The organism is Nevskia sp. (assembly GCF_021732705.1).
Lineage (GTDB): Bacteria > Pseudomonadota > Gammaproteobacteria > Nevskiales > Nevskiaceae > Nevskia.
Genome location: NZ_JAKFUM010000019.1, coordinates 1 through 26,795 on the forward strand (window position 1 = coordinate 1; position 26,795 = coordinate 26,795).

General features: G+C 63.1%; 24 protein-coding genes. 15 read left to right on the plus strand and 9 right to left on the minus strand.

Translation table 11 applies throughout. The features are described from left to right. Positions 1-108: 108 nt before the first annotated feature. From QZ951_RS18285 to QZ951_RS18340, 12 genes are all read left to right on the plus strand, one after another. Entirely contained in the window at positions 109-468 is a 360-nt protein-coding gene (locus tag QZ951_RS18285; RefSeq protein ID WP_293003217.1) for a hypothetical protein, read from the plus strand. Between the two features lie 27 nt (positions 469-495). After that, positions 496-1,362, plus strand: coding sequence for a Wzz/FepE/Etk N-terminal domain-containing protein (locus QZ951_RS18290; protein WP_293003219.1), 867 nt, complete (start codon positions 496-498; stop codon positions 1,360-1,362). Positions 1,363-1,401: 39 nt separating this feature from the next. After that, positions 1,402-2,886, plus strand: coding sequence for a flippase (locus QZ951_RS18295; protein WP_293003221.1), 1,485 nt, complete (start codon positions 1,402-1,404; stop codon positions 2,884-2,886). Further along, a complete protein-coding gene (locus QZ951_RS18300) occupies positions 2,883-3,917 on the plus strand; it encodes a class I SAM-dependent methyltransferase (protein ID WP_293003223.1) in 1,035 nt (344 codons plus the stop codon). The genes QZ951_RS18295 and QZ951_RS18300 overlap by 4 nt, the downstream gene beginning before the upstream one ends. Then, entirely contained in the window at positions 3,914-4,861 is a 948-nt protein-coding gene (locus QZ951_RS18305) for a glycosyltransferase (protein ID WP_293003225.1), read from the plus strand. The genes QZ951_RS18300 and QZ951_RS18305 overlap by 4 nt, the downstream gene beginning before the upstream one ends. Then, positions 4,858-6,162: an O-antigen polymerase gene (locus QZ951_RS18310; RefSeq protein WP_293003227.1), complete on the plus strand. Its 1,305-nt coding sequence runs from the start codon at positions 4,858-4,860 to the stop codon at positions 6,160-6,162. The genes QZ951_RS18305 and QZ951_RS18310 overlap by 4 nt, the downstream gene beginning before the upstream one ends. Positions 6,163-6,173: 11 nt before the next feature. Next, positions 6,174-6,914 carry a glycosyltransferase family 2 protein gene (locus tag QZ951_RS18315; RefSeq protein ID WP_293003229.1) on the plus strand — a complete coding sequence of 247 codons (741 nt, stop codon included), beginning with the start codon at positions 6,174-6,176 and terminating at the stop codon, positions 6,912-6,914. A gap of 31 nt (positions 6,915-6,945) precedes the next feature. Further along, complete coding sequence (rfbB, locus tag QZ951_RS18320; RefSeq protein ID WP_293003231.1) at positions 6,946-8,016, plus strand: dTDP-glucose 4,6-dehydratase; 1,071 nt, start codon at positions 6,946-6,948, stop codon at positions 8,014-8,016. A 1-nt stretch (position 8,017) separates the two neighbouring features. Further along, on the plus strand, positions 8,018-8,890 hold the full coding sequence (gene rfbA / locus QZ951_RS18325; RefSeq protein ID WP_293003233.1) for a glucose-1-phosphate thymidylyltransferase RfbA: 873 nt from the start codon (positions 8,018-8,020) through the stop codon (positions 8,888-8,890). Positions 8,891-8,917: 27 nt separating this feature from the next. Beyond that, on the plus strand, positions 8,918-9,496 hold the full coding sequence (gene rfbC, locus QZ951_RS18330) for a dTDP-4-dehydrorhamnose 3,5-epimerase (RefSeq protein ID WP_293003235.1): 579 nt from the start codon (positions 8,918-8,920) through the stop codon (positions 9,494-9,496). Beyond that, positions 9,493-10,398 carry a dTDP-4-dehydrorhamnose reductase gene (gene rfbD / locus QZ951_RS18335; RefSeq protein WP_293003237.1) on the plus strand — a complete coding sequence of 302 codons (906 nt, stop codon included), beginning with the start codon at positions 9,493-9,495 and terminating at the stop codon, positions 10,396-10,398. Before rfbC ends, rfbD begins: the two co-directional genes overlap by 4 nt. Before the next feature lie 95 nt (positions 10,399-10,493). Further along, on the plus strand, positions 10,494-11,993 hold the full coding sequence (locus QZ951_RS18340) for a capsule assembly Wzi family protein (protein WP_293003239.1): 1,500 nt from the start codon (positions 10,494-10,496) through the stop codon (positions 11,991-11,993). Between the two features lie 88 nt (positions 11,994-12,081). On the opposite strand, the gene QZ951_RS18345 is transcribed toward QZ951_RS18340, so the two are convergent. Then, positions 12,082-12,996: a DUF4394 domain-containing protein gene (locus tag QZ951_RS18345; RefSeq protein ID WP_293003242.1), complete on the minus strand. Its 915-nt coding sequence runs from the start codon at positions 12,994-12,996 to the stop codon at positions 12,082-12,084. 425 nt (positions 12,997-13,421) lie between these two features. Here QZ951_RS18345 and QZ951_RS18350 point away from each other — a divergent pair, with 425 nt between their 5' ends. Further along, a complete protein-coding gene (locus QZ951_RS18350; RefSeq protein ID WP_366943983.1) occupies positions 13,422-13,649 on the plus strand; it encodes a DUF1161 domain-containing protein in 228 nt (75 codons plus the stop codon). A 29-nt stretch (positions 13,650-13,678) separates the two neighbouring features. Here QZ951_RS18350 and QZ951_RS18355 read toward each other — a convergent pair whose 3' ends face one another. The 3 genes from QZ951_RS18355 to guaB are packed head-to-tail and all read right to left on the minus strand — an operon-like array spanning position 13,679 to position 17,777. Further along, positions 13,679-14,605, minus strand: coding sequence for a carbon-nitrogen hydrolase family protein (locus QZ951_RS18355; protein WP_293003247.1), 927 nt, complete (start codon positions 14,603-14,605; stop codon positions 13,679-13,681). 41 nt (positions 14,606-14,646) lie between these two features. Continuing rightward, on the minus strand, positions 14,647-16,287 hold the full coding sequence (guaA, locus tag QZ951_RS18360) for a glutamine-hydrolyzing GMP synthase (RefSeq protein ID WP_293003249.1): 1,641 nt from the start codon (positions 16,285-16,287) through the stop codon (positions 14,647-14,649). Between the two features lie 5 nt (positions 16,288-16,292). Further along, a complete protein-coding gene (gene guaB / locus QZ951_RS18365) occupies positions 16,293-17,777 on the minus strand; it encodes an IMP dehydrogenase (protein ID WP_293003251.1) in 1,485 nt (494 codons plus the stop codon). Positions 17,778-17,989: 212 nt separating this feature from the next. On the opposite strand from guaB, the gene xseA reads away from it, so the two are divergent. Then, positions 17,990-19,339, plus strand: coding sequence for an exodeoxyribonuclease VII large subunit (gene xseA / locus QZ951_RS18370; protein ID WP_293003253.1), 1,350 nt, complete (start codon positions 17,990-17,992; stop codon positions 19,337-19,339). A 36-nt stretch (positions 19,340-19,375) separates the two neighbouring features. Here xseA and QZ951_RS18375 read toward each other — a convergent pair whose 3' ends face one another. From QZ951_RS18375 to QZ951_RS18395, 5 genes are read right to left on the minus strand one after another with little or no spacing between them, the layout of a single operon-like run. Then, entirely contained in the window at positions 19,376-20,137 is a 762-nt protein-coding gene (locus QZ951_RS18375; protein WP_293003255.1) for an SDR family NAD(P)-dependent oxidoreductase, read from the minus strand. After that, positions 20,137-20,823: an HAD-IA family hydrolase gene (locus QZ951_RS18380; protein ID WP_293003257.1), complete on the minus strand. Its 687-nt coding sequence runs from the start codon at positions 20,821-20,823 to the stop codon at positions 20,137-20,139. The genes QZ951_RS18375 and QZ951_RS18380 overlap by 1 nt, the downstream gene beginning before the upstream one ends. Positions 20,824-20,833: 10 nt before the next feature. Next, positions 20,834-21,565: a bifunctional 2-polyprenyl-6-hydroxyphenol methylase/3-demethylubiquinol 3-O-methyltransferase UbiG gene (ubiG, locus tag QZ951_RS18385; protein WP_293003260.1), complete on the minus strand. Its 732-nt coding sequence runs from the start codon at positions 21,563-21,565 to the stop codon at positions 20,834-20,836. A gap of 55 nt (positions 21,566-21,620) precedes the next feature. Beyond that, positions 21,621-22,142 (minus strand): CinA family protein, encoded by a 522-nt coding sequence (locus QZ951_RS18390; protein WP_293003262.1) that lies wholly within the window; start codon positions 22,140-22,142, stop codon positions 21,621-21,623. Between the two features lie 37 nt (positions 22,143-22,179). Continuing rightward, positions 22,180-23,229 (minus strand): Glu/Leu/Phe/Val dehydrogenase dimerization domain-containing protein, encoded by a 1,050-nt coding sequence (locus QZ951_RS18395; protein ID WP_293003264.1) that lies wholly within the window; start codon positions 23,227-23,229, stop codon positions 22,180-22,182. A 131-nt stretch (positions 23,230-23,360) separates the two neighbouring features. Here QZ951_RS18395 and QZ951_RS18400 point away from each other — a divergent pair, with 131 nt between their 5' ends. Beyond that, positions 23,361-26,750: a DUF2126 domain-containing protein gene (locus QZ951_RS18400; protein WP_293003266.1), complete on the plus strand. Its 3,390-nt coding sequence runs from the start codon at positions 23,361-23,363 to the stop codon at positions 26,748-26,750. The last annotated feature ends 45 nt before the right edge of the window (positions 26,751-26,795 follow it).

Consider the following 26,795-nt stretch of genomic DNA (forward strand, 5'->3'; position numbering starts at 1 on the left):
CTCGTCAAGGCGGCGGCCCGACACCTGCGCAGCGTGCAGCGGCAGCCCGACCGCATCAAGCGCTACTTCCAACACGAGCCGGTTCGGTATGCCGCTTGAGTTCAACATTTGAATGCCGGCTCAATAAAAGCAGGCTACAAAAAAGCTTATGTCGCTGATGCACGTGTATATCATTCACATGCTTACACGATAGGCGAAGATTTCCGCCGGTACTTTGACGTCGGTGTATTTCACAGTCGCAATCGCTGGATAACCGACGAATTCGGAAAACCAGAAGGCGAAGGAAAACGATTCTTATTATCAGAGTTGCGCTACTTGGCAGTAAATGCCCCCATGCAGTTACCTAACGCACTGGCTCGAACACTGTTTAAATACGCTGGATACCGGCTAGGATTGATGGAAAACAGCCTGTCCCTATCGACCAAGCGTAGGTTGAGCGCCAGCCCACACTACTGGCGCAATGCCTGATCTGCCATTCTCTCACTGCTGCGAAAAATGATTCCACCAGCCCCTGAAATCGGCAGACTTGCTAATCAAAACAAACGTTTTATTGCGTTTGCAGCTTTGGTTACTGCGCTCATCGCCGTCGCATCTAGCTTCCTAATTACACCCGTTTTCAAGGCCGAGGTTTTACTGCTCAACTCCCCAGCAGAGAAGCGCGGCAGTAGTCTGCTTTCGGGGCTCGGTGGCTCTGGCGCGGGTCTGGCGGCGCTTGCCGGACTTAACCCCAATTCAGATAGCAACACGCAGGAAGCCATCGCGATCTTGAAATCTCGTGCACTGATCGACCAGTTCATTGCTGATAAGAAGCTTTTACCAGTTCTGTTCAACGAACGTTGGGACGCTAAAAACGGGCGATGGAAGTCGCAAGATTCAACCATTCTTGGGTTGTTCGATGGCGTTCCTACCGCCAACGATGGCTACGAACGTTTCAATAAGAAGATTCGTCGTGTCGAAGAAGATCGGCGTTCGGGCTTGGTCACGCTGAGTATCGAATGGTCGAACCCTGAACAATCTGCCGAGTGGGCTTCCGAGTTAGTAAACCGCGCCAATGCCTTACTACGTTCCACTGCAATTGAAAGATCGCAAAAAAGTCTTACCTTTCTTCAAGAACAAGCAAAGAAAAGCAGCGAACTAGAAGTAAGACAAGCTGTCTTCAAACTGATCGACTCTGAATTAAAACGCGAGATGTTTGCTCAGGTTAATGAAGATTACGCATTCAAAGTCATAGACCCGCCCGTAGTACCCGAGAAGAAGCTACGTCCCAAGCGTTCTCTGTTTGCGATTCTCGGATTTTTGATCGGCGGAGCATTGTCGCTTGCGTTTGTAGTTCGCAAGAACCATGCTGCTACGCAGGGTTGAAGTGGCTCGGAACCTCGACCGTTTTTGCTCCAACACACTGTGAGTCGCTCTATCACCAGCAATACCCTGATCAACCTTGCGGGGCAGGCAATTCCGATTGCGTTCGCGTTGTTCGCAATCCCTAAGATCATTAGCGGACTTGGGACAGATCGCTTCGGCATCCTCACGCTAGCGTGGCTGGTCATTGGCTACTTCAGCCTTTTCGATCTCGGACTCGGACGCGCACTTACCCAAATAATCTCAGGTCGCAGGACAAGCGAATCAGACGTAAAGCTTGCCGTGACTACATGGACTGCATTAGCCCTCATGGCAGTCATGGGTTTGCTCGGGGGTCTGCTGGCTAGTAGTTCAGCTTCCTATCTGGCAGTTGATGTGTTCAAAATCCCGCCTGAACTGCAACAGGAAGCGCGAGTAACGTTCCTCATTCTTGCTGCCGCGATTCCTTTGGTTGTCGTATCAGCCGGCTTGGTGGGGTTGCTAACCGCTTACGATCGCTTTGATTTAATTAATCTCGTAAGAACTCCGCTTGGCATCAGCAACTTCGCTGCGCCGCTGGTTGTTCTGCCCTTTAGCCACAGCCTCATCGATATCACCCTCAGTCTGGTCGTATTACGTGTGATGGCAGCCGTCGTTCAAGCTGCGATGTGCGTTCGAGTCATGCCGGCGCTTGCCAACGGCTTCAGCTTCAACTCTGCAGACGTATTGGCCTTGTTCCGATTCGGTAGCTGGATGACAGTCACCAACATCATTGGTCCGCTAATGATCTACTTCGATCGATTTCTGATCGGCGCAACCCTTTCGGTCACGGCTGTGGCGTATTACGCAACGCCTTACGAGATGGCGACCAAGTTACTGATTCTGCCTGGCGCAATCTCCGCTACACTTTTCCCGCGTTTTGCGGCTTTGCATCAAATTGATCCGCCGGCAACGCTCAAACTGCTGATTCGCGGGTGGGAGTCTGTGCTCGTCCTTCTACTACCCATCATCTTGATTTCTGTTGTTTTCGCAAATGAAGCGCTTCTGATCTGGCTTGGTCCAGATTTTTCGAAGAACAGTATGGCTGTACTGCAGTGGCTATCCATCGGAATACTGTTCAACGCGCTTGCACATCTTCCATTTGCACTTATTCAGGGAGCGGGCCGCCCAGATCTCAGCGCAAAAGCTCACTTTCTTGAGCTGCTGGTTTACCTGCCATTGCTTTGGTGGGCGCTACAAGCCGGCGGGATCGATGGTGCAGCGCAGGTCTGGGCTTTCCGAACATTCCTCGATTGCCTGTTGCTCTCGGGCATCGCCAGCAGCATCGTCCCAGGCTTTTCCGCCTACCTCAAAAAGACGGTGCCTAGGCTGGTCATCGTCGTTCTATCGCTCGCGACAATTACCTTGCTGCACGATTTGACCTCGAAGCTCATAGCCGCTGTCGTCACGCTCCTGATCTTTGTTTTCCTGACCGCGCGACTTCAGATCACCCCTGCAGTCATCGCCATGACGCGCCGCAAAAGCTTGCGCGGCTGGACTAACTCATGATTAATCGGCGCGAAACAGAATGGCCCGCTGAAGAATGCGAGCCAGTGTCAGCCTGTCCAGTCTGCAACGGCACTGAACGAAGACTGCTGCATAATCGGCTCCGCGACCATTTGTTCTCGGCACAAGGCAACTGGAATCTTTATGCATGCAGCGCCTGTGGAAGCGCCTATCTCGATCCTCGGCCAACACCACAAAGCATCGGCCGTGCGTATTCCAGTTACTACACACATTCTATTAACGATGCAGTAGGTCTATTGAAACAACTTTCCCGGCGTGCGCGCAATGGCTATATCAACCGGCACTGGAATGCCGAGCTCCAACCAGCTTCTGCCGCGTTGGGAGCCGTCGTCGCGTGCATCCCAGCCATGAAGGCCAAGGTCGATCATGAACTCATGCGCAGCTTCAAGCACTCTCCCAAAGGCCAGCATCTGTTGGATGTGGGTTGTGGCAGCGGGCAGTTTCTGTTCCTCATAAAGCATGCGGGATGGCAGGTAAAAGGTATCGACTTTGATCCCCAGGCAGTGGCTGCCGCGCGTCAGCTCGGACTCGATGTCGATCTTGGAGGGCTCGACATCCTTTCCGGACAGCAAGATGCCCTCGATGCGATCACGCTCAGTCACGTGATCGAACACGTCTACAACCCGGTAGAGGCGCTGAAACAATGCTTCCGTCTCTTGCGCAGCGGAGGAAAGCTTTGGATAGAAACGCCCAATCTTGAAAGCACCGGGCATGGCCTGTACGGCCGCAACTGGCGCGGCTTGGAACCGCCGCGTCATCTGGTGCTCTTCACTTGGATGTCTCTCAAGTCCTCGCTTGAACAAGCGGGATTCATTGACATTGAACCAGCGCCATGGCGTCCCGAGTTCAAACCGCTTGCAATCGCAAGTCGTCAAATCGCAGCCTTAGATACTCAGGGTGTACTGAATCCCTACGCGGCCGACGTAGCGGTGGAGACAAGACATGCGGAAGCAAAGGCGAGAAAGCTCCCGGAATCCCGAGAATTCATCACCTTCACGGCGAGAAAGCCGTGACTACAAACCTCGTCTCGAGCAAGGGCTCGTCAAGGCATCTGCATGCTGTAGTGGTAGCCTTCAACCCAGACCCTGATTTCTCAAATCGCCTCGCGCGCCTCACCACCCAGTTCGAAAAGGTATGGATAGTCAATAACGGCGATCCATTGAATCTACCTTCAGTAATCCCGTCATCTTCGCAGCGCCATTCGGCCTTGGTGATCGATATGCATGGCAACGCCGGAATCGCCGCCGCGATCAATGCCGGCGTGCGGGCTGCTGCCGTGGCTGGCGCCGCTTGGGCAGCACTCTTTGATCAAGACAGCATTTGTCCGGATGGTTTCGCTGATGTCGGCTTTGCTGCCATCGAATGGGCTGCTGACCATGCACAAGTTGCCTTGTTCGCGCCGATATTTGCCGATAGCGGCAACATCTATCAACGGCCCAAAAATTCGGATGTCGAACGCTATCCCATGGTTGAGGAAGCCATTACCTCTGGATCATTCGTTCGGCTCTCGACGTTCTTGGCGTTGGGCGGTTACGACGAAAGTTTCTTCATTGACTTTGTCGACCATGACTACATGCTAAGGCTGAACCAGACAGGGCATGAGGCACGATCACTGCCAATCGAACTCATTCATAGCATTGGCAAGGGTGAGCGAAAGAGTTTTTTCGGTAAAAGCTTCGTGACAACCCACCATTCCCCGGGTCGTCTGTTCGCGAGTGGCCACAATATGATGAAACTTATTTTCCGCCACAGTTTCCGTTCGCCACGGATGTGCTTAAAGCTTTCGACTCGTGAAGTATTGAGGATTTTAAAAATAATCATCTATGAATCAGATCGAGTAATTAAAGTTAAAGCGTGGTTCTCTGGATTTTTTCGCGCTTTTTCCCGGTCGTCTTCCGTAAGCGCTGCCGACTTGTCGCGCTGGAACATTAACTCTCGTGTTTTCCCAAGCCAATGATCGAACGAGGATTCCGTTCATTAGTATCGCCGCTCAGCCTTGGATTGCTAAGTGGCACCTATGCGCTCGCAACGGTATTCATGCCGCGGGGTTACTACGGGAGGATCATGGAGGAAGAGTGCTACATCTGCGGTGATGGCGTTACTTTTCTGTTCCTAGTTTTCTGCCTCGCCGCTTTTTACTTTGGTATTTGGGCGTCGAGCAGAAGTGAGTTCCCGTCAAGAAGTCCAAGGTTCGATATTAAAAATGTCGATACACGGTTAGTCGGCGCTCTTCTTATCTTGAGCACCGCCTATTCAATTTTCTATACTTATGCTGTGATCACATCTTTTCCTGATTTGATCTCATACGCCCTGTCGGGGCTCGGTAAAGAGTTCCGGCAAGACATCACTGATGAGTTCCGTCGGTTGAATCATCTTCTCCCGATATGCAACTGTAGCATTATCTTTAGCTTTTATTTTATCAATGCACGATCGCACGCTGGACAACCCTGCCCTCGCATTAACAAGCTTTTCGTGTTAACGGCGATTGCCAGCGTAATGTTACTGATCGTATTGATGCAGCGAAGCCTTTTGATACCGATGCTGTTTTCTTTGACGATCGTCAAACTGCATTTCTTTCAAAAATCCGTCAACTTCTCGACAGGAAAACTGATTAGAAACTTAGGCCTACTTTTTTTAGGTTTGGTTTTGCTTTTCTTTGTTACCAGCTTGGCACGAGGGAATTTGTCTGTTGCCGGTAGCGGCAGCGATATCGATTCCGCAGTGTACGGCTTATTAGGCTATTTCTTTTCCTCGTACAACCGCTTGGCCTTGGCACTATCGGGCGGCCTCATCATGCCGAACGAAGGAGTAGGCTATTATACGTTTGGTTTTCTTTTTTCAATTCCTGGAGTCGATGTTTACAGTTTAGATGTGTTTAGATCGTTCGATATTCCTGAATCCCGACATATAAACTGGTTAGGCCAGTTTGCAGCGATGGAAAGTAATGGACTTAATCCGGAGTTCATTTGGCTCAGTGTTTTTGGTACAGCTTTCCTTGATTGGGGGTATTTTTCAGTTTTCTACTTCGCACTCTATGGGCTGTTCTGCGGATACATGTTCAAACGTTTTAACTCTGGCGATTATTTTGGGATTTGCTTTTATCCGTTCGTTGGACAAAACATCATTCAATGGTTTGCTGACAATGGGCTTTCTAGCCCATGGATGATTCCGCAGATTTTGGTTGCGCTTACGATTGCCTCGCTTGCACGCTGGGCATCTTTGCCTGCTGAGCACAGCCATTTTGGTGCGCCCAGTTAGGAAGTTATCCCATGACTCACCGGCTCTCGGTCTGTATGGCCATATACAACGGTGCTCAGTTCATTGAGCCCCAAATCCGTTCGATCCTCACGCAGCTCGGCCCGCAGGATGAACTGATAGCCGTCGATGACGGCTCATGCGACAACAGCGAGGCGATCGTCAGGAGTTTCGGCGACGCTCGAATTCGCTATATCCGTAACCCGCGAAATCTGGGCGTGGTTAAAACCTTCGAACGCGCATTGGCAGAATCGACCGGCGATCTGGTCTTCCTCAGCGACCAAGACGATATCTGGGCAGACAACAAGGTGCAGCGCACCTTGGAAACGTTCACGACGACAGGCGCAGCGTGCATCCTGTCGGACGCTTTGCTCGTTGACGGCGACGACATCTCGCTGAACCAGACCTTCTTTGAATGGCGCCAGTCTCGCCCAGGCCTTGTACGGAACTGGCTGCGTAATAGTTTTATGGGCTGCACGATGGCACTTCGTCGAGATGTTGCCATGGTTGCCGTTCCATTCCCGTCCGCGATCTATATGCATGACCAGTGGCTGGGCATGCTGGCAACGGTTGCGGGAAAGGTGGTTTTCTTGCCAGAACCCTTGATCCGGTATCGTCGGCACGGCGGTAACGTAACGACGATGGCTCGCTCGTCGGCTTCAGTGATGCTGCAGCGGCGGTTCGCTTTCGCAACATGTTTCATCCTGCGCCTTCCCCGTGTCTTGTGGTTCCGGTTATCGCCTAAAAGCCGCTGATATCCTCAGTCCCCGTTAATTCCCACCAGATATGACTTTAAAAACCGTCATCGTCACCGGCGGCGCCGGCTTCATCGGCTCCTGTGTCGTTCGCCAATGGCTGGCGGAAACCGACTGGCGCATTGTCGTGCTGGACAAGCTGACCTATGCCGGCAATGTCGAATCGTTGGCGCCAGTCCGCGATAACCCCCGGTTTTCGCTGGAAATCATCGATATCTGTGATGCGCCGGCGGTGGCCGGGCTGATCGCCCGGGTGCAGCCGGATGCCATCGTGCATCTGGCGGCGGAAAGCCATGTCGACCGGTCGATCACCGGGCCGGGTGCGTTCATCCAGACCAACGTGGTCGGGACCTACACCCTGCTCGAAGCGGCCCGCGCCTACTGGCGGGAATTGCCGGGTGATCGGCAGGCCGCGTTCCGCTTTCATCATGTGTCGACCGACGAGGTCTACGGCTCCCTCGGCGACGAAGGCGCGTTCAGCGAAACCACGGCCTATGCGCCGAATTCGCCGTATTCGGCGTCCAAGGCCGGGTCGGATCAGCTGGTGCGCGCCTGGCACCACACCTACGGCCTGCCGGTGGTGACGACGAACTGCTCGAACAACTACGGGCCGTATCACTTCCCGGAAAAGCTCATCCCGCTGATGATCCTGAATGCCGTCGCCGGCAAGCCGCTGCCGGTGTACGGCGACGGCCTGAACGTGCGCGACTGGCTGTTCGTGGAGGACCACGCGCGGGCGATCCGGACGGTGCTGGAGCGCGGGCGGGTTGGCGAAACCTATTGTGTCGGCGGGCGGGCGGAACGCACCAATCTGGACGTAGTGCACACGCTCTGTGACCTGCTCGACGAGCTGCATCCGTCCAGCGGCCCGCATCGGCGCCTGATCACCTACGTGAAGGACCGGCCGGGCCATGACCGGCGCTATGCCATCGACTGCACGAAGCTCGAAACGGAGCTGGGCTGGCGCCAGCAGGAATCGTTCGAGACCGGGCTGCGCAAGACGGTTCAGTGGTACCTCGACAACCCTGAATGGGTGCGCGGCGTGACCAGCGGCGACTATCGGCGCTGGATCGAAACCCAGTACAGCACCCGGAGCGCGTGACATGAAGGGCATCATCCTCGCCGGGGGCTCCGGCACCCGGCTGTATCCGCTGACGCATGTCGTGTCCAAGCAGCTGCTGCCGGTGTACGACAAGCCGATGATCTATTACCCGCTGTCGGCGCTGCTGATGGCGAACATCCGCGAAATCCTGGTGATCTCCACCCCGGATGAAACGCCGCGCTTTCGGCAGCTGCTGGGCGATGGCAGCCGGCTGGGCTGCAAGATCGACTACGCCGTGCAGCCGTCGCCGGATGGTCTGGCGCAGGCCTTCATCATCGGCGAGTCGTTCATCGGTGATGATGGCTGCGCACTGGTGCTGGGCGACAACCTGTTCTTCGGCCACGACCTGCGGCTGCGCCTGACCAAAGCCGCGCAAAAGACCGACGGCGCCACCGTGTTCGCCTACCCGGTGCAGGATCCGGAACGCTACGGCGTAGTCGAGTTCGATCAGGACGGCCGTGCCATCAGCATCGAGGAAAAGCCGGCGAAGCCGCGCAGCCGCTACGCCGTGACCGGCCTGTATTTCTATGACCGGCAGGTGGTCGAGATCGCCAAGGCGGTAAAGCCGTCGGCGCGCGGCGAGCTGGAAATCACTGATGTCAATGTCGAATACCTCCGGCGCGGGCAGTTGACGGTGGAACGCTTCGGCCGCGGCGATGCCTGGCTCGATACCGGCACGCATGATTCTTTGATCGAGGCCGGCCAGTTCGTGCAGACGCTTGAAAAGCGGCAGGGCCTGAAGCTGTGCTGCCCGGAAGAACTGGCCTGGCGCAATGGCTGGATCAGCGATGCCGAACTCGAAGCGCTGGCCAAGCCGCTGGCCAAGAGCGGCTACGGCCAATACCTCCTCGATGTGCTCGCGCAGCCGGTCTGAGCGCTTGCTTCGATAGTGCTCGATACCATGAACTGCATTCCGACCGAACTTCCCGATGTGCTGATCCTTGAACCGCGCGTGTTCGGGGATGACCGCGGCTTCTTCTACGAGAGCTTCAACGCCCGCAGCTTCGAGGCGGCCACCGGCGTGAAGACCGCCTTCGTGCAGGACAACCATTCGCGCTCGGCTCGCGGCGTGCTGCGCGGACTGCACTATCAGATCGAGCAGGCGCAGGGAAAGCTGGTGCGGGTGACCCACGGCGAGGTCTACGACGTGGCCGTCGACCTGCGGCGCGGCAGCCCGAGCTTCGGCCGCTGGGTGGGCGTGCACCTGTCGGCGGCGAACAAGCGTCAGCTCTGGGTGCCTGCCGGATTCGGGCACGGCTTTCTGGTGCTGTCGGAGTTCGCCGAGTTCCTCTACAAGACCACCGACTACTACGCGCCGGCCCATGAGCGCGCGATCGTCTGGAACGACCCGACCCTGGCGATCGACTGGCCGTTGCCGGAAGGCTTCGCCGAGCCGCTGCTGTCGGCCAAGGACCGTGACGGCAAACGCCTGAGCGAGGCTGAGTTGTTCCCGAACACGTTTGGTCGAGGTGCTGCATGAGCGTGCCGGAACCGGCCCGGATCGTCGTCACCGGCGGCACCGGCCAGGTGGGCTGGGAGCTGCGGCGTAGCTTGTCGACGTTCGGTGAAGTGCTCGCGCCCGGACGCGCCGAGTGCGATCTGAGTGACCCCCCCGCCGCCGCCGCCTACCTGCGGCGCGTGAAGCCATCGCTGGTGGTCAACCCGGCGGCCTACACGGCAGTCGACAAGGCGGAAACGGACGCCGATCTCGCGCAGCGCGTGAATGCCGATGCCCCTAGCGCGATCGCCCGCGCCTGCGCCGACCTGAACGCGCTGTTCGTCCATTACTCCACCGACTACGTGTTCGATGGCGGCGCCGGCACGCCGTACACCGAAACCAGCGCGACGTCGCCGGTCTCGGTCTATGGCCGGACCAAGCTGGCCGGCGAGGAGGCCGTTCGCGCCGCGGGCGGCCGGCACCTGATTCTCCGCACGAGCTGGGTCTACGGCACGCGCGGCAAAAACTTCCTGCTGACGATGCTGAAACTGAGCCGGGAGCGTGACCGGCTGCGCGTGGTGGCCGATCAGGTGGGCGCACCGACCTGGAGCCGGGCGATCGCCGACGCCACCGCACAACTGCTGCGCCGCTTTCCGCCGGACGACGCGCCGCCCGCCGCGCTGCTGAATCTGACCGCATCCGGCCATACGAGCTGGCATGGTTTTGCGTCCGCCATCGTCGAACTCGGCGCCGCACGCGGGCTGACGCGGCAGGTGCCGGTCGACGGCATCACCACCGCGGACTACCCGACCCCGGCGCAGCGCCCGGCCAATTCACGGCTCGACAACGCCGGGCTGCGTGCCGCCGCCGGCTTCGTGCTGGCGGACTGGCAGGCCAGTCTTGCGCTGTGTCTGGATGACTTGGCGGCCGCCCACGCGGCCTGAACCTTGCACGGCGTCACGGCACCTGATCCGCTCGTCGGCGAGCGTGCGTGTGCGTCTGGTACGTTTGCCTGACCCCAATGCTTGAGAGCCCCCGAATGACTACACCTGTGCGCCGAACCCTGTTGTCGCTCGCCGCCGCTTCGCTGCTGGCAGCGGCTTTGCCCGCAACGGCAGCGCCGTGGGCGGAAGTCGGGGATCGGGCGCTGCGCAGCGATATCGAGCTGCTGGCAGCCCGCGGCCTGATCGAAGGACCGACCACCACATGGCCGCTGCCCGTCGGCTTCCTGGCTCCGCTGCAGGACGCCGGACGTCTGGCGAAGCAGCCGGAGTTCATCCAGTTCGCCGCCGCGCGCGTGCTCGCAAAGCTGCGGGCATCGTCACGCAGCGCTGGCCTGACGCCCGCCGCGGAAGTGCGCTTTGCAAGCGAGCCGAACCTGATTCGCGATTTCGGCCGCAGCGCGCAGGACCAGTTGGATGCCCGGGTCGGCCTGAACTACGACAGCGACGCCTTCGCGGCCAATCTGCGCGTCGGCACGATCACCCGGCTGGATGGCAACGACAGCCGGTTCGCGCTGGACGGCACCTACGCCACCGCACTGCTCGGCAACCTGCAGCTATATGGCGGCTGGGTCGACAAGTGGTACGGGCCGGGCCATGTATCGAGCCTGATCCTGTCGAACAATGCGCGGCCGTTTCCGAAGATCGGCATCACCCGCAACAACCCGAAAGCGTTCGAGACGCCCTGGCTGAGCTGGCTCGGGAAGTTCCAGATCGATTTCTTCGTCGGCCTGCTCGAAGAGGATTCGCGCGAGGACCGCAACACCGGCTTCGGCGCGCTGCGGATCAGCATCGAGCCGGTCAAGGATCTGGAGCTGACGGTGTCGCGGCTCTCGCAGTTCTGCGGTGGCGACAATGTCTGCAAGCCGTTCCGCGCCGCGTTCGGCATCAACAACACCGACAACGACCGCAACGCCAGCAACGACGAAGGCTCGTTCGAGATCAAGTACACCTACGATTTCAACGTGCTGAGCTTCTCGCCGTACCTGCAGATCAGCAACGAGGACACCGGCCCGTTCACGCATTCGTACGAGACCTACCTCGGCGGCTTCAGTTGGGCCGGGCCGTGGGGTACGGACGGAACGAGCTGGCGGCTGGTGGCCGAATACACGGACAGTCGCGCGACGCTGGATGCGTTCGGCTTCCAGACCCGCCTGCCCGGCTTCGCCTACAACAACGACCAGTACACGGACGGCTTCCGCTACCGCGGCCGCACGCTCGGCTTCTCGCAAGACAGCGATTCGACCCTGTTCACGCTGTCCGGCCTGCTGGCGACGACCAATGGCTGGACGTGGCGGGCTGCTTATCACAATTCCCACATCACCACGGCCGAGCTGGCCGCCCTCCAGGCGAGCGGCAGCTATCTGCGCAATGTCGTCAGCGCCCAGCCAGTCACCGTGAACCAGTTCGAGGCCGGCGTGACCATTCCGTGGCGCGGCTTCACCTTCGATCTGGGGGCGCGCTATCAGGACAAGCAGCCGTTTCCGGACGTCGGCTCGCAGGTCAATGTCGAACTCGGGGTGCAGTACCGCTTCTGATCGGCGCCGCCCGGAATCCGGACGAAAAAAAGCCGCGGCTGGATGACTCCAGCCGCGGCTTTTTCGTGGGCGGCGAACCGCCCGGTGCTTACGGCACCTGGTTCAGCGGCAGCGCGATATCGGACAGCACGACACCTTCCGGCAGCGCACCGAGCTCGGTGACGAGGCCGGTCAGCAGGTTGACCGACAGCAGGCTCGACGTGCCGTTGGCGTTGACACCCGAGGCGAACGCGGTATTGGCGACCGTGGTGCCGTTGGCATCGCGGCTGCTGTAGATGTCGAAGCCGACCGGGGCCGAGAAGTTGCGGCCGGCGAGGCCGGTGGCCGTCAGACCACCGCTGTTCGGCGGAATCTGCAGCACGATCTGGTCGAGCGTGCTGTCGATGTCGAACAGCGTGGTACCGGTCGAGCCAGCCAGATCGTTGTTGGTGTAGGCAGCCGACACCACACCCTGGGCGACCACCAGCGGCGTGGCGGTCGGCGCATACGACAGCTGGCCGTCGAGCAGCGTCACGCCGCCGGCATTGACGTTGTGGCGCAGGTTCTGGCCGTTGTTGCTGATGATGCGCAGACGGTCGGCGGCCGGGTTGAAGTCGACGCCGAACGCGGTGCCGCTGAGCGGAACCGTGGTGCGGTTGACGAAGGTCAGCACGGCGTTGTTGGTGTTGACGGTGTAGACACCGCCAGCGTTGCCGACGGCGTACAGCAGGCCGTCCTGCACGCGGTAGTCGATGCCGACCACCGACGTGTCGCCGCCAGTGAAGCCGGCGAGGAAGCCGACGTACTGGAAGCTGCCCGGCGTGTTGACGCTGAACGAAATCAGACGACCGTCGGTGGTCATGCCGAACACCGTCAGACCCGGATTGGCCGGCGCTGGCGGATTCAGGATACGGCCGAGAAGGTCACGAACCGGACCGCCGCTCTGGGCGATCGCCGGCGATGCAGCGGTGATGCCGGCGGCGAAGGCCGCGACGGCGAGCAGCAACTTGCGGGAGTACTTCATGGAATGCGTCTCCTGTTCTTTCCGTTATCGATGGCGTGCCGGGGGCACGATGCACTGAGCACTGTCTACCCTACCCGCAACGCGACGATTCGGATGCAAGCCGACGTTGCTTTCAGTTCAGATGATACGAAATATCTACGTGCGAATCCGAACAGGCAAATTCTTTAACAATCAGCAGCATGCATGAATTATTTGTCAACGGAGCCAATGCGGAAATGGAGCCTTCCCAACTCTCGTCGGCAAATGGAATTCGATCGCTGTGATCGGGTTCTCGGCAAGCATTCGAACGACCGCTCAGGATTCATCGGCCAGCATTCACCCATCAGGGTCACGTCGACAGGCTCGCGCAGCCCGTCCACCGGCCCGCATCACCCTTGCTCGCACCACCGCTCACGCTGCTGATCGCCAACGAAGGAGATATCGCCATGCGTCCACTGTCCATCTTGATCGTCACCCTGTCGCTGCTCGCTGCGGGTCCATCATTTGCCGGCAAGGCTTGCGAGGAATTGAAAGGCGAAATCGCCGCCAAGCTCGACGCCAAGGGCGTGAAGGGCTACACGCTGGAAATCCTGCCGGCCGACGCCGCCAGCGAACGCAAGGAAGTGGGCCGCTGCGAGGGCGGCACGAAGAAGATCGTCTATTCGCGATCCTGAGTTCGCCGGAACCGCGGCGGGTTCCGCCGTCAGTCGGGCGTGCGAAATGTCGAGACGCTGGCTCGCGGCGTTTCGTCGACCTTCAGCTGAAAGAGGTCCGGCCGCGCGTAATGGCCGACCACATCGAGGTCGAAGCGCGCCCGAACCCGATCGGCCGGGTCGATCGCGGCGCACAGCAGGCCGGTGTCGTTCATCAGCGGCCCGGCCAGCACATCGCCCAGCGGGCCGACGATCAGGCTGCCGCCTGCCATCAGCGGCCGCGCGTCCGGCCAGTTCGGCACCGTTCGTCCGAGCGCCTGCGGTGACGGCTGCACCTGGCAGGCGCTGATCACGAAGCAACGTCCCTCATGCGCGATGTGGCGCATCGAAGCGCGCCAGATGTCGCGCTCGTCGACCGTCGGCGCACACCAGATCTCGACGCCCTTCGCGTACATCGCGGTGCGGAACAGCGGCATCTGGTTTTCCCAGCAGATCGCCGCCCCGAGCCGTCCGGCCCGGCTGGCCACCACCGGCATCGTCGAGCCATCGCCCTGTGCCCAGATCAGGCGCTCGGTGCCGGTCGGCATCAGCTTGCGGTGCAGGCCGGCGACGCCGATCCGCGGATCGAGAAACAGCGCGCTGCAATACAGCGAGCTGCCTGCCCGTTCAATGATGCCGACGACGAGGCTGGCCCCGGTGCGCGCGGACAGTTCCGCGAGGGCGGCGACTTCCGGGCCATCGAGATCGATCGCGTTGTCGAAGTATTCGCGGAACGCTTCGCGCCCCTCCAGCAGGCGAAAGCCGAGCTGCGCGCCGAACGTCTCGCCTTTCGGATAGCCGCCGAGCAGCGCTTCCGGCATCACGACGACCGCGGCACCGGCGACGACGATGTCGGTTTCGAACGCGAGGATTCGTTCGAGTGTCGCCGCCTTGCCGCGCGGGTCGGACCCGATCTGCAGCGCAGCGATGGTCAGCATGGGGGCGTCAGCATCGAATCAGCCGCTGCGCGCCGTGCCGCCTATTCCCACTCGATCGTCGCCGGCGGTTTGCCGGAGATGTCGTAGACGACTCTCGACACGCCGCCGATCTCGTTGACGATGCGCAAGGACACTTTTTCGAGCAGTTCGTACGGCAGCCGCGCCCAGCGGGCGGTCATGAAGTCGATGGTCTCCACGGCGCGGATCGCGATCACCGGGGCATAGCGGCGACCGTCGCCAGTCACGCCGACCGACTTCACCGGCAGAAACACCGCGAACGCCTGCGAGGTCTTGTCGTACCAACCGGCAGCACGCAGTTCCTCGATGAAGATGTGATCGGCGATGCGCAGGATGTCGGCCGCCTCCTTGGTCACTTCGCCGAGGATGCGAACGCCGAGGCCCGGACCCGGGAACGGATGGCGGTAGACCATCTCGCGCGGCAGGCCGAGTTCCACGCCGATCTGCCGGACCTCGTCCTTGAACAGTTCGCGCAGCGGCTCGACCAGCTTGAGCTTCATGTGCTCGGGCAGCCCGCCGACGTTGTGGTGACTCTTGATCAGGTGCGCCTTGCCGGACTTGGCACCGGCGCTCTCGATCACGTCCGCGTAGATGGTGCCCTGCGCCAGGAATTCGACTGAACCGCCTCGTCCCTCGGCGGCGGCCACCCCCGTGATCTTCTGCGCTTCTTCGTCGAACACCTCGACGAACAGCCGGCCGATGATCTTGCGCTTGGCTTCCGGGTCGGTGACGCCCTTCAGCTCGCCGAGGAAGCGGGCTTCCGCATCGACCCGGATGACCTTCACGCCAAGGTTCTTGGCGAAGACCTGCATCACCTGATCGCCTTCGTGATGACGCAGCAGACCATGGTCGACGAAGACGCAGGTCAGCTGGTCGCCGATCGCGCGGTGCAACAGCGCAGCGACGACCGAGGAATCGACACCGCCGGAAAGCCCGAGCAGCACACCACCGTTGCCGACCTGCGCGCGAACCTTGTCGATCGCATCGGAAATGATGTTGTTCGGCGTCCATTCCCGGCTGCAGCCGCACAGGTCATGCACGAAGCGCGAATAGATGCGCGTGCCCTGCGTGGTGTGCGTGACTTCCGGATGGAACTGCAGGCCGTAGTAGCGGCGCTCTTCGTCGGCGATGCCGGCGATCGGCACATCGCGTGTCGAAGCGATCAGCTTGAAGCCGGGCGGAATCTCGACCACGCGGTCACCATGGCTCATCCAGACATCGAGCAGGCCGTGGCCTTCCTCGTTGACCCGGTCCTCGATGCCGCGCAGCAGTTCCGAATGGCCGCGCGCACGAATCTCGGCGTAGCCGAATTCCTTGGAATCGTGCGAATCGACGCGGCCGCCAAGCTGGTGCGCCATCGCCTGCAGGCCGTAGCAGATGCCGAGCACCGGCACCTTCAGCGCCCAGACGGCTTCGCGCACGCGCGGCGCCTTCAGCTGCGTCACGGACTCCGGACCGCCGGACAGGATCACGCCCTTCGGCGCGAACGCGCGGATGTCGTCGTCGGAAATGTCCCACGGGTGCAGTTCGCAGTAGACGCCGAGTTCGCGCACCCGGCGAGCGATCAGCTGCGTGTACTGCGAGCCGAAATCGAGGATCAGGATCCGGTCGGCGTGAATGTCCAGTGTCGGGGTCGGCTTCGCAGCGGCTGCAACGGCGGTCATCGGAATCAGCTCTGGGTACGGTAGTTCGGCGCTTCCTTCGTGATCGTCACGTCGTGGACGTGCGACTCGCGCATGCCGGCCGAGGTGATCTTCACGAAGCGCGTCCGGGTGCGCAGTTCCTGCGTGTTCTGGCAGCCGGTGTAGCCCATGCTGGCGCGCAGGCCGCCGATCAGCTGGTGGACGATCGCGGCCATCGGGCCCTTGTACGGCACGCGGCCTTCGATGCCTTCCGGCACCAGCTTCTCGACTTCCGCCGTGGTGTCCTGGAAGTAGCGATCCTTCGAGCCCTGCGCCATCGCGCCGAGCGAGCCCATGCCGCGATAGCTCTTGTACGAGCGGCCCTGATACAGCTCGACATCGCCCGGCGCTTCCTCGGTGCCGGCCAGCATCGAGCCGACCATCACCGCGTAGGCGCCTGCTGCGAGCGCCTTGGCGAAGTCGCCCGAGTAGCGCACGCCGCCATCGGCGATCAGCGGAATGCCCTTGTCCTTCAGCGCTTCGGCCACTGCCATCACCGCGCTGATCTGCGGTACGCCAACGCCAGCGACGATGCGGGTGGTGCAGATCGAGCCCGGGCCGATGCCGACCTTGACCGCGTCGGCACCCGCTTCGACCAGCGCCAGCGCTGCGGCACCGGTGGCGATGTTGCCGCCAATGATCTGCACGCGATCGCCGTAGGTCTGCTTGATCTGGCGAACGCGATCGATGACACCCTTCGAATGGCCGTGGGCGGTGTCGACGACGATGACATCGACGCCGGCTTCGACGAGTGCTGCAACGCGCTCGTCGGTGTCGCCACCGGTACCGACCGCCGCACCGACGCGCAGGCGGCCATGCTCGTCCTTGCAGGCCAGCGGATGCTCGGTGGACTTCTGGATGTCCTTCACCGTGATCATGCCGCGTAGCTGGAAGGCTTCATTGACTACCAGCACCTTCTCGATGCGGTGCTCGTGCAGCAGTTCGATGACTTCGGTACGCGGCGCGCCTTCCTTGACCGTCACCAGACGCGGCTGCGGCGTCATGATCTTCGACACCGGCTGGTCCATGCGCGTTTCGAAGCGCAGGTCGCGGCTGGTGACGATGCCGACCAGCTTGTCGCCGTCGACGACCGGCACGCCGCTGATGTGGTTGGCCCGGGTCAGCGCCAGCACTTCGGCAATCGTCATGGCCGGCGGCACGGTGATCGGATCGGCAATGATGCCGCTCTCGTACTTCTTCACCGCGCGCACTTCGGCGGCCTGGCGAGCCGGCGTCATGTTCTTGTGGATGATGCCGATGCCGCCTTCCTGCGCCAGCGCGATCGCGAGGCCGGATTCGGTCACGGTGTCCATCGCCGCCGACAGCAGCGGAATGTTCAGCGTGATGCGGGACGTCAGCGGCGTGCGCAGGTCGACCTGGCGCGGCAACACTTCGGAATAGGCGGGTTGCAGCAGAACGTCATCGAACGTCAGGGCTTCAAGATCGATGCGCGAGTCAGCGACAAGCGACATAAATGGCTCCGTCAAAGGCCTATTATACGCGGCCCCCAAGCGCCGGACCGCACCATGGCTCGCCCACAGCCGCTGCCGAAGATGACGTTTGATGAATTCCCGGACAGGGAATCACGCTTGGAACAGCGTCAAGGCTTCGTCGACGGTCCCATGCGGGCGATGGCGCAAGCCAATGGCAGCGAGGGCTTCCATCACCATCCGGATGCCAGCGCATGAGCGCACAGCCGTCGGGTACCGCCCGCACCGTCTACGCCGTGTCCGAACTGGCCGACATCCTGCGCGGCCTGATCGAGGACAGCCTGCCGAGCGTCTGGGTCAGCGGCGAGATCTCGAACTTCTCGCGGCCGGCGTCCGGTCACTGGTACTTCACGCTGAAGGACGATCGCGCTCAGCTGCGCTGCGCGATGTTCAAGAACGTCAACTACTACGTCCGGCCGCAGCCGAAGGACGGCGACGCCGTGCTGGTGCGTGCCAAGGTCGGCATCTACCCGGCGCGCGGCGAGCTGCAGTTGATCGTCGAGCATCTCGAAGCCGCCGGCACCGGCGCGCTGCTCCGCGCCTTCGAGCAGCTGAAGGCCAAGCTGGCCGCCGAAGGCCTGTTCGACGCGGCACTGAAGCGCCCGTTGCCGAAGCTGCCGCGACGAATCGGCATCATCACGTCGGGGACCGGCGCGGCACTGCAGGACATTCTCAACGCGCTGCGCCGGCGCTGGCCGCTGGCCGAGGTCGCGCTGTATCCGGTGCCGGTGCAGGGCAAGGAAGCGCCGCCGGCGATCATCCGCGCGCTGCGCGAACTGCCGGTGCGGGCACCGGTCGACGTGATCCTCCTGGCGCGCGGCGGCGGCTCGCTCGAAGACCTGTGGGCGTTCAACGATGAAGGCGTGGCGCGGGCGATCCGCGCCTGTCCGGTGCCGGTGGTCAGCGGCGTCGGCCACGAGATCGACTTCACCATCGCCGATTTCGCCGCCGATGTTCGTGCCGCCACGCCGACCGCCGCCGCCGAACTGGCGACGCCGGACATCGGCGAGCGCTACGCGCAGGTCGACACGCTCGACATCGCGCTCATCACCCTGACCCGCCGTCGCCTGCTGGCACTGCGCGAGCGCCTGATGCAGCTGTCCGCCCGCGTGCAGACGCTGCATCCGGGCCGTCGCCTGCACGAGCGCGCGCAGCGGCTGGACGAACTGGACGAGCGCCTGCGACACGCGATGCGCGGGCGGCTGGCATCGAAGCGGGACGTACTGTTGCGCGCCTGCCGGCGTTTCGACACCGCGGCCCCGCTGCCGAAACTGCTGGCGCGGCGCGAGCGCGTCGCGATGCTGGCATCCCGGCTGCGCCTGCAGGGCCGGAATCTGCTGACCGACCGCAGCAGCCGGTTGCGACAGGCCGAGGCGCTGCTGAACAGCCTGAACCCGTCGGCCGTGCTCGAACGCGGCTACGCGCTGGCGCTGTCGGCGGACGGCCGCGTGTTGCGCGATGCCGCCGCAGTGGCGGCCGGCGAACGGGTGACGATCAGGCTGGGACGCGGCGGTTTCGACGCGGACATCGTGGAGACGCGCTGAGCCACGGCACCGGAACGCCGCAGCATCAGGACCGCGTCATTCCCGCGACCATGCCTGCCCGGTGACGCCGGCACTGTCCGGCCCCAGCAGATACAGCAGGCCGGGCACGGCGACGGTGGCGAACGGCAGCTTCTGAACCTCTTCGGCCAGAAAGCCCTTGGCGCGCAGATCGGTCTGCATCGGGCCCGGATCGTAGGTGTTCATCCGCAGGTTCGGCGACACCGACAGCTCCTGCGACCAGCCCTTGACCAGCCCTTCGAGCGCGTACTTGGCGACGCCGTAACCGCCGCGCAGCGGCTTCGGATCGCGGCCGACGGCATCGGTCACGAACACGATGCTGGCATCCGGCGCCTGCTGCAACAGCGGCAGGCAGTGCCGGGTGATCGCCATTGCCGCCGTCAGGTTGACCTGCAGGCCATCGAGCCAGTCCTTCGGCTTTTCCTCGCTGATCGGCGTGAAGCCGGCGAAGTGCGCCGCGCAGTGGACCAGGCCATCGAGCCGCCCGAATTCGCGCTCGATGGTTTCGGACAGCTCGAAGATGTCGGCCCAGGTCGTGCCCAGCAGGTTCATCGGGTAGATCGCCGGCTGCGGCCCGCCGGCGGCTTCGATCTCGTCGAACACGGCCTCGAGCTTCTTCACCGTGCGGCCGAGCAGGATGACGGTGGCGCCGGCCTTCGCACAGGCCAGCGCGGTGACCCGGCCGAGCCCGGCACCGGCGCCCGTGATCAGGATGACGCGGTCCTTCAGCAGGTCGGCGCGCGGCGCATAGCCGGCCGGAATCGTCGCGACGACCGACATCAGGCCGCCGTCCGCCGCAGCGACAGCGGCAGCACGTCGGCCGGCGTCGGCGCGATGAAATCCGCGTCCCACTTCGACAGATCCGGCTCGGCACCGAGATAGCCCCAGCCGGCGGCGATGGTCGGCATGCCGGCGGCGCGGCCGGCGACGATGTCGCGCACGTCGTCGCCGACATAGACGCAGGCTTCCGGTGCCACGCCGATCCGGCGCGCGGCGAGCAGCAGGCCGTCCGGCGCCGGCTTCGGATGCGGCGTCGAATCGCCGCTGACCAGCGCGCCACAGTTCGCCGCAAAGCCCAGCTGCGCCACCACCGGCTCGGCCAGCCAGCCAGCCTTGTTGGTGACGATGCCCCATTTCAGCCCGGCGGCGTCGATCGCCGCCAGCATCTCGACCACGCCGTCGAACAGCCGGCTGTGCGTCGTCAGATTCGCTTCATAGAACTTCAGGAACAAGGACTTGCGCTGTTCGTAGTCCGGATGGTCCATGCCGATGTTCAGCGCCACCTTGAGCAGGCCGCGAGCGCCGTTCGAGGCCTGCGGGCGATAGTCGGCCAGCGGCAGATGCGGCATGCCGAGCGATTCGCGGACGAGGTTGGCGGCATAGCCCAGGTCGGGCGCGCTGTCGACGAGCGTGCCGTCCAGGTCGAACAGGATCGCCTGGAGCACGCCGGGGTTTTCAGGGGTCAAGACTTCGGTCCTAGGCCGGTTTCCGGCAGTGCATGAGGTAGTTCACGTCGAGGTCGCTCGCGTTCAGCGAGGCCGACTTCAGCAGCGGGTTGTAGCGCAAACCGGTGACATCCTGAGGAACCAGACCGGCATCGCGCGCCCAGCGATCCAACTCGGACGGCCGGATGAACTTGGCGTAGTCATGCGTGCCGCGAGGGACGATCTTCGCCACCATCTCGGCGGCGACGATCATCAGCGCATACGACTTCGGGTTGCGGTTGATGGTCGAGAACACGACATCGCCGCCCGGCTTGACCAGACGCGCGATCGCCTCGATGGTCTGCGCCGGGTCCGGCACGTGTTCGAGCATTTCGAGACAGCAGACCAGATCGAAGCTTTCCGGCGCGTCATCGGCCAGATCCTCCGCGCCAATGACCTCGTAACGCGCGGTGATGCCGGAGTCCGCCGCGTGCTGGCGGGCGACGATGATCGAGGCGTCCGCCAGATCGATGCCGGTGGCATCGGCTCCGGCCAGCGCCAGCGCTTCGGTCAGGATGCCGCCGCCGCAGCCGACATCGAGCACCCGCTTGCCCTTGATCGAGGCCGTCGGGCCACCGGCGCGCTGCTGGATGTAGCGCATCCGCGGCGGGTTGATGTGGTGCAGCGCCGCCATTTCGCCGCCGAGGTCCCACCAGCGGGCGGCAAGCGCTTCAAAGCGCGAAATCTCGTCGTGATCGACGTTGCCAGCTTCAGTGTGATTCATCGTCGAAGTTTACCAAACGGCAGCGACCCGCCCTGCTTGCCGGCCGCCGACAGGCTCAAGCCGCGTCGAGCGCATCCAGCAGGTCGTGCAGGCCGCGCAGCGCGGCTTCGGCAGTGCGGCGGCGCACGGCATCGCGATCGCCGCCGAACTGGAAACGGCTCGACGAGGTCGCGATGCCAGGCCCGGCCCAGGCAATGTAGACCGTGCCGACCGGCTTCGTCGGGCTGCCGCCGGTGGGGCCGGCGACCCCGCTGACGGCCACGCTCCACTGCACCGGCGCGCTCGCCTTCATGCCGTCGGCCATCGCCAGCACCGTGCGGCTGCTGACGGCCACGAAGCCGTCTTCCTTCGCCCCCGGCACGCCGAGCAGTTCGCCCTTGGCCTCGTTCGAATAGGTGACGACGCCGCGTTCGAACCAGCGCGAGCTGCCCGAGATGTCGGTCATGACCTTGGCGATCAGCCCGCCGGTGCACGATTCCGCGGTGCCGATCCTGTCGCCGCGGGCGACCAGACGTTCGCCGAGGCGCTGGCACAGATGATCAAGGATGGCGTCGTCAGGAATCACGGAGTCGGACACGGGTGCTTTCGGGATGGTGCGTCGGCTGGGGACGATTTCAGCGGCGGAAGATGGCTTCCGCCATGACGTCGGCGATTTCGCCGGTCGGCTGGCCGGAGGTCTTCGAACGCTCGAAAATCTCGCTCAGGGTCAGACCGATCCGCTGCAGGTGGGCATGGACCACGGCTTCGTCGTAACCCGGGCCTTCGTAGTGGATGTCGATGATGCCGCCGGCGTTGATCACGTAGTCCGGCGCGTACAGCAGGCCCTGTTCGAGCACGCGACGACCGTCGGCCGGCGTCGCCAGCTGGTTGTTGGCGGCACCGGCAATGACCTTGGCGCGGATCTGCGGGATCGAGCGCTCGTTCAGGATCGCGCCGAGCGCGCACGGCGCGAAGACGTCGACATCGAGCGCGTGGATCGCGTCCATCGCGACCGCCGTGGCGCCGAATTCGGCGACGGCGCGATCGACCGCAGGCGCGTGGAGATCGGTCACCCACAGCACGGCGCCGGCATCGTGCAGATGCTTCGCCAGGCGGTAGCCGACATTGCCGACGCCCTGGATGGCGACGCGCAGGCCGCGCAGGTCGTCCCGGCCGAGCGCCGCACGCACCGCTGCGCGAAGGCCGATGAACGTGCCAAGCGCCGTCGCCGGGCTCGGGTCGCCAGTGCGGCCAGCGGCGACGGACGCCTCGTCCGCCAGCCCGCCGATGTGGCGCGTGACTTCGGCCATCAGCCGGATGTCCGGCACGCTGGTGCCGGAATCCTCGGCGACGACATAGCGGCCGCCGAGCATGTCGACGAAGCGGCCCATCGCCCGGATCAGCTGCGGCGTCTTGTCGCGGCGCGGGTCGCCGATGATCACGGACTTGCCGCCACCCTGCGGCAGTCCGGCGAGGGCGGCCTTGTAGGTCATGCCGCGGCTCAGGCGCAGCACGTCGGTCAGGGCCTCGTCGTCCGAGCCGTACGGAAACATGCGGCAGCCGCCGAGGCCGCAGCCGAGTCGGGTGTTGTGGACGGCAATGATGGCGCGCAGGCCGCTGGCGGCGTCATGGTGAAAGGCGACGTGCTCGTGGCCGTCGAATTCTGGATGCGAGAAGACCGACATGTCGGGGCAACCGTAGTGGAATGCTGCAGTTTACCGACAGTCGCCCGACCCGATGCGCAGGCCTGTCGGGCGCGTCGGCAGTCTTCTTGCGTCACAATCGAACCGACCTTTCGGAACCGCCGACCCGCCTCATGTCGATCCACGCCGTCCTGCATCACGAAACGACCTATCAGTACGACCGGCGGGTATCGCTGTCGCCGCAGATCATCCGCCTCCGCCCCGCGCCGCATGGACGCACGCCGGTGCTGTCGTATTCGCTGAAGGTCGAGCCGGAAGGCCACTTCCTGAACTGGCAGCAGGACGCGTTCGCGAACTGGCAGGCGCGCGTCGTGTTCCCGGACAAGGTCACGGAATTCAAGGTCACGGTCGACCTCGTCGCCGACATGTCGATCTATAACCCGTTCGACTTCTTCATCGAGGACAAGGCCGAGTACTTCCCGTTCACATATTCCGACGAGCTGAAGGAAGACCTGAAGCCGTACCTCCGCCATGGTTCGGCGACGCCGCGGCTGGCGGCGTTCATCAAGGCGATTCCGAAGGAGAAGATGCGGACGATCGACTTCATCGTCGAGCTGAACCGCCGCGTGCAGGAAGCGGTGCGCTATCTGATCCGTCTCGAACCGGGCGTGCAGACGCCGGAAGACACGCTGACCCTCGCGTCCGGCTCGTGCCGAGACTCAGGCTGGCTGCTGGTGCAGATCTTCCGCCAGCTCGGCCTCGCCGCCCGCTTCGTCTCCGGCTATTTGATCCAGCTGACACCGGACGTGAAGTCGCTCGACGGCCCGAGCGGCACCGACCACGACTTCACCGACCTCCACGCCTGGTGCGAGGTCTATCTGCCGGGCGCCGGCTGGGTCGGCCTCGATCCGACCTCGGGCCTGCTGACCGGCGAAGGCCACATCCCGCTGTGCGCAACACCGGAACCGTCGAGTGCCGCGCCGATCACCGGCACCCTGAGCTTCGAGGGCAAGGGCGAGCTCGACACCGAGTTCGGCCACTCGATGGTCGTCACCCGGCTGTACGAGTCGCCGCGGGTGACCAAGCCGTACACCGAGGAGCAGTGGGCCGCGATCGACACGCTGGGCCTTGCCGTCGATGCGCGGCTCAAGGCCGGCGACGTGCGTCTGACCATGGGCGGCGAGCCGACGTTCATCTCGATCGACGACATGCAGGGCGCGGAGTGGAACATCGCAGCCGTCGGCCCGACCAAGCAGGGGCTGGCCAACAACCTGATTCGCCGCCTGCGGGACCGTTTCGCGCCCCAGAGCAAGGGCGGGGGCCTGCTGACCTATGGCCAGGGCAAGTGGTATCCGGGCGAGTCGCTGCCGCGCTGGGCCTACGCGCTGTACTGGCGCGGCGACGGCAAGCCGATTGTCCGGACCGACCTGGCCGATGGCAAGACGCCGCCGACGGTCGAAGCGGCCGCCGAACTGGTGCGCGGCATCGCGCAGCGCCTGGAAGTGAGCCCGGAAAACGCCGTGCCGGGCTACGAGGACGCGTTCTATTACCTGCACCGCGAACGGCAGCTGCCGGACAACGTGCTGCCGGAAGACAACAAGCTGAAGGACCCGGAAGAGCGCGCCCGCATCGCCAAGGTCTTCGAGCGCGGACTCGACACGCCGCGCGGCTACGCGCTGCCGGTGCAGCGCTGGCAGTCGAAGGCCTGGATTTCCGAACGGTGGAGCTTCCGCCAGAAGCGCATGTTCCTGATTCCGGGCGACTCCCCGATCGGGTTCCGCCTGCCGCTCGATGCCCTGCCGTGGCTGCCGCCGTCGCGGACGCCGACCCTGATCCCGTACGACCCGATGGCGGTCGACCTGCGCACGTCGAAGCCGCTGCCGAGCTTCGACGGCCAGCGCCAGCCGTTCCTGCAGTCGTCCGGCGATGCGCCGCGCGAAAGCCGCGAATCGGAAATCGCCGCGCGACTGCGTGAACGTCGACAGCGCCTGACGGCCGAGAAGGACCAGCCGGAACCGGTGCGTCGCGGCGCCTATCTGGAAGGCGGCAATGTCCGCACCGCGCTGACGGTGGAGCCGCGCGAAGGTCATCTGTGCGTGTTCCTGCCGCCGACCGAGTCGATCGAGGACTATCTGGAGCTGATCGCGGCCGTCGAGGATGCCTCGGCCGAGCTCGACACGCCGGTGCGCATCGAAGGCTATCCGCCGCCGAGCGACCATCGCGTGAACGTGCTGAAAGTCACGCCGGACCCGGGCGTGATCGAGGTCAACATCCACCCGGCGCACAGCTGGGAGGAACTGCGCGAAACCACGCTCACCGTCTACGAGGAAGCCCGCCTCGCCCGCCTCGGCACCGAGAAGTTCCTGATCGACGGCCGGTCGGTCGGCACCGGCGGCGGCAACCACTTCGTCGTCGGCGGCGCCACGCCGGCCGATTCGCCGTTCCTGCGCCGTCCGGACCTGCTCGGGTCGCTGATCCGCTACTGGCAGAACCATCCGAGCCTGTCGTACTTCTTTTCCGGCCTGTTCATCGGTGCCACCAGCCAGCATCCGCGAGTCGACGAGGCGCAGGATTCATCGCTGTACGAGCTTGAGATCGCACTGAGTCAGCTGCCGCCGCCGGGCCAGCAGGTGCCGCTGTGGATGATCGATCGCACCTTGCGCAACCTGCTGGTCGACCTCACCGGCAACACCCACCGCACCGAGATCTCGATCGACAAGCTGTATTCGCCGGATGGCCCGACCGGGCGCCTGGGGCTGGTCGAATTCCGTGCCTTTGAGATGCCGCCGCATGCCCAGATGAGCCTCGCCCAGCAGTTGCTGCTGCGCAGCCTGATCGCGTGGTTCTGGGAGCAGCCGTACACGCAGCCGCTGGTCCGCTGGGGCACGCAGCTGCACGACAAGTTCATGCTGCCGCACCATGTCTGGAGCGATCTCGGCGATGTCGTCGGCGACCTGAATCGCGCCGGTTTCCCGTTCAAGCTCGACTGGTTCGCGCCGCACTTCGAGTTCCGCTTTCCGCGCCACGGCGCCGTGCGTCACGGCGGTGTCGAACTGGAGATCCGTCACGCGCTGGAACCGTGGCCGGTGCTGGGCGAGGAAAACGCCGTCGGCGGCACCGCGCGCTATGTCGATTCGTCGATGGAGCGCCTGCAGGTGCGGGTCACGGGCCTCACCGAAGGCCGTCACTTCGTCACCGCCGGCGGCCGTCGTCTGCCGCTGCTGAACACCGGCGTGCGCGGCGAATACGTGGCCGGCCTGCGCTACCGCGCCTGGCATCCGCCGTCCGCCCTTCATCCGTCGATCGGCGTCCACACGCCGCTGGTGTTCGATCTGTACGACGCCTGGAACAAGCGCCCGGTGGCCGGTTGCACCTACCACGTCGCCCATCCGGCCGGCCGCAATTACGAGACCTTCCCGGTCAACGCCTACGAGGCCGAAGCGCGTTTCCTGAGCCGCTTCGTGCCGTTCGGCCACACGCCGAACCCGTACTGGCCGCCTGAGGAAAGGATCAATCCGGATTACCCGCACACGCTGGACTTGCGGCGGCCGGTGGGGCTGTAAGGTGCCGGCCTCGCCGCTCGGCGAGGCCGCCGCCCGGAACGGGTC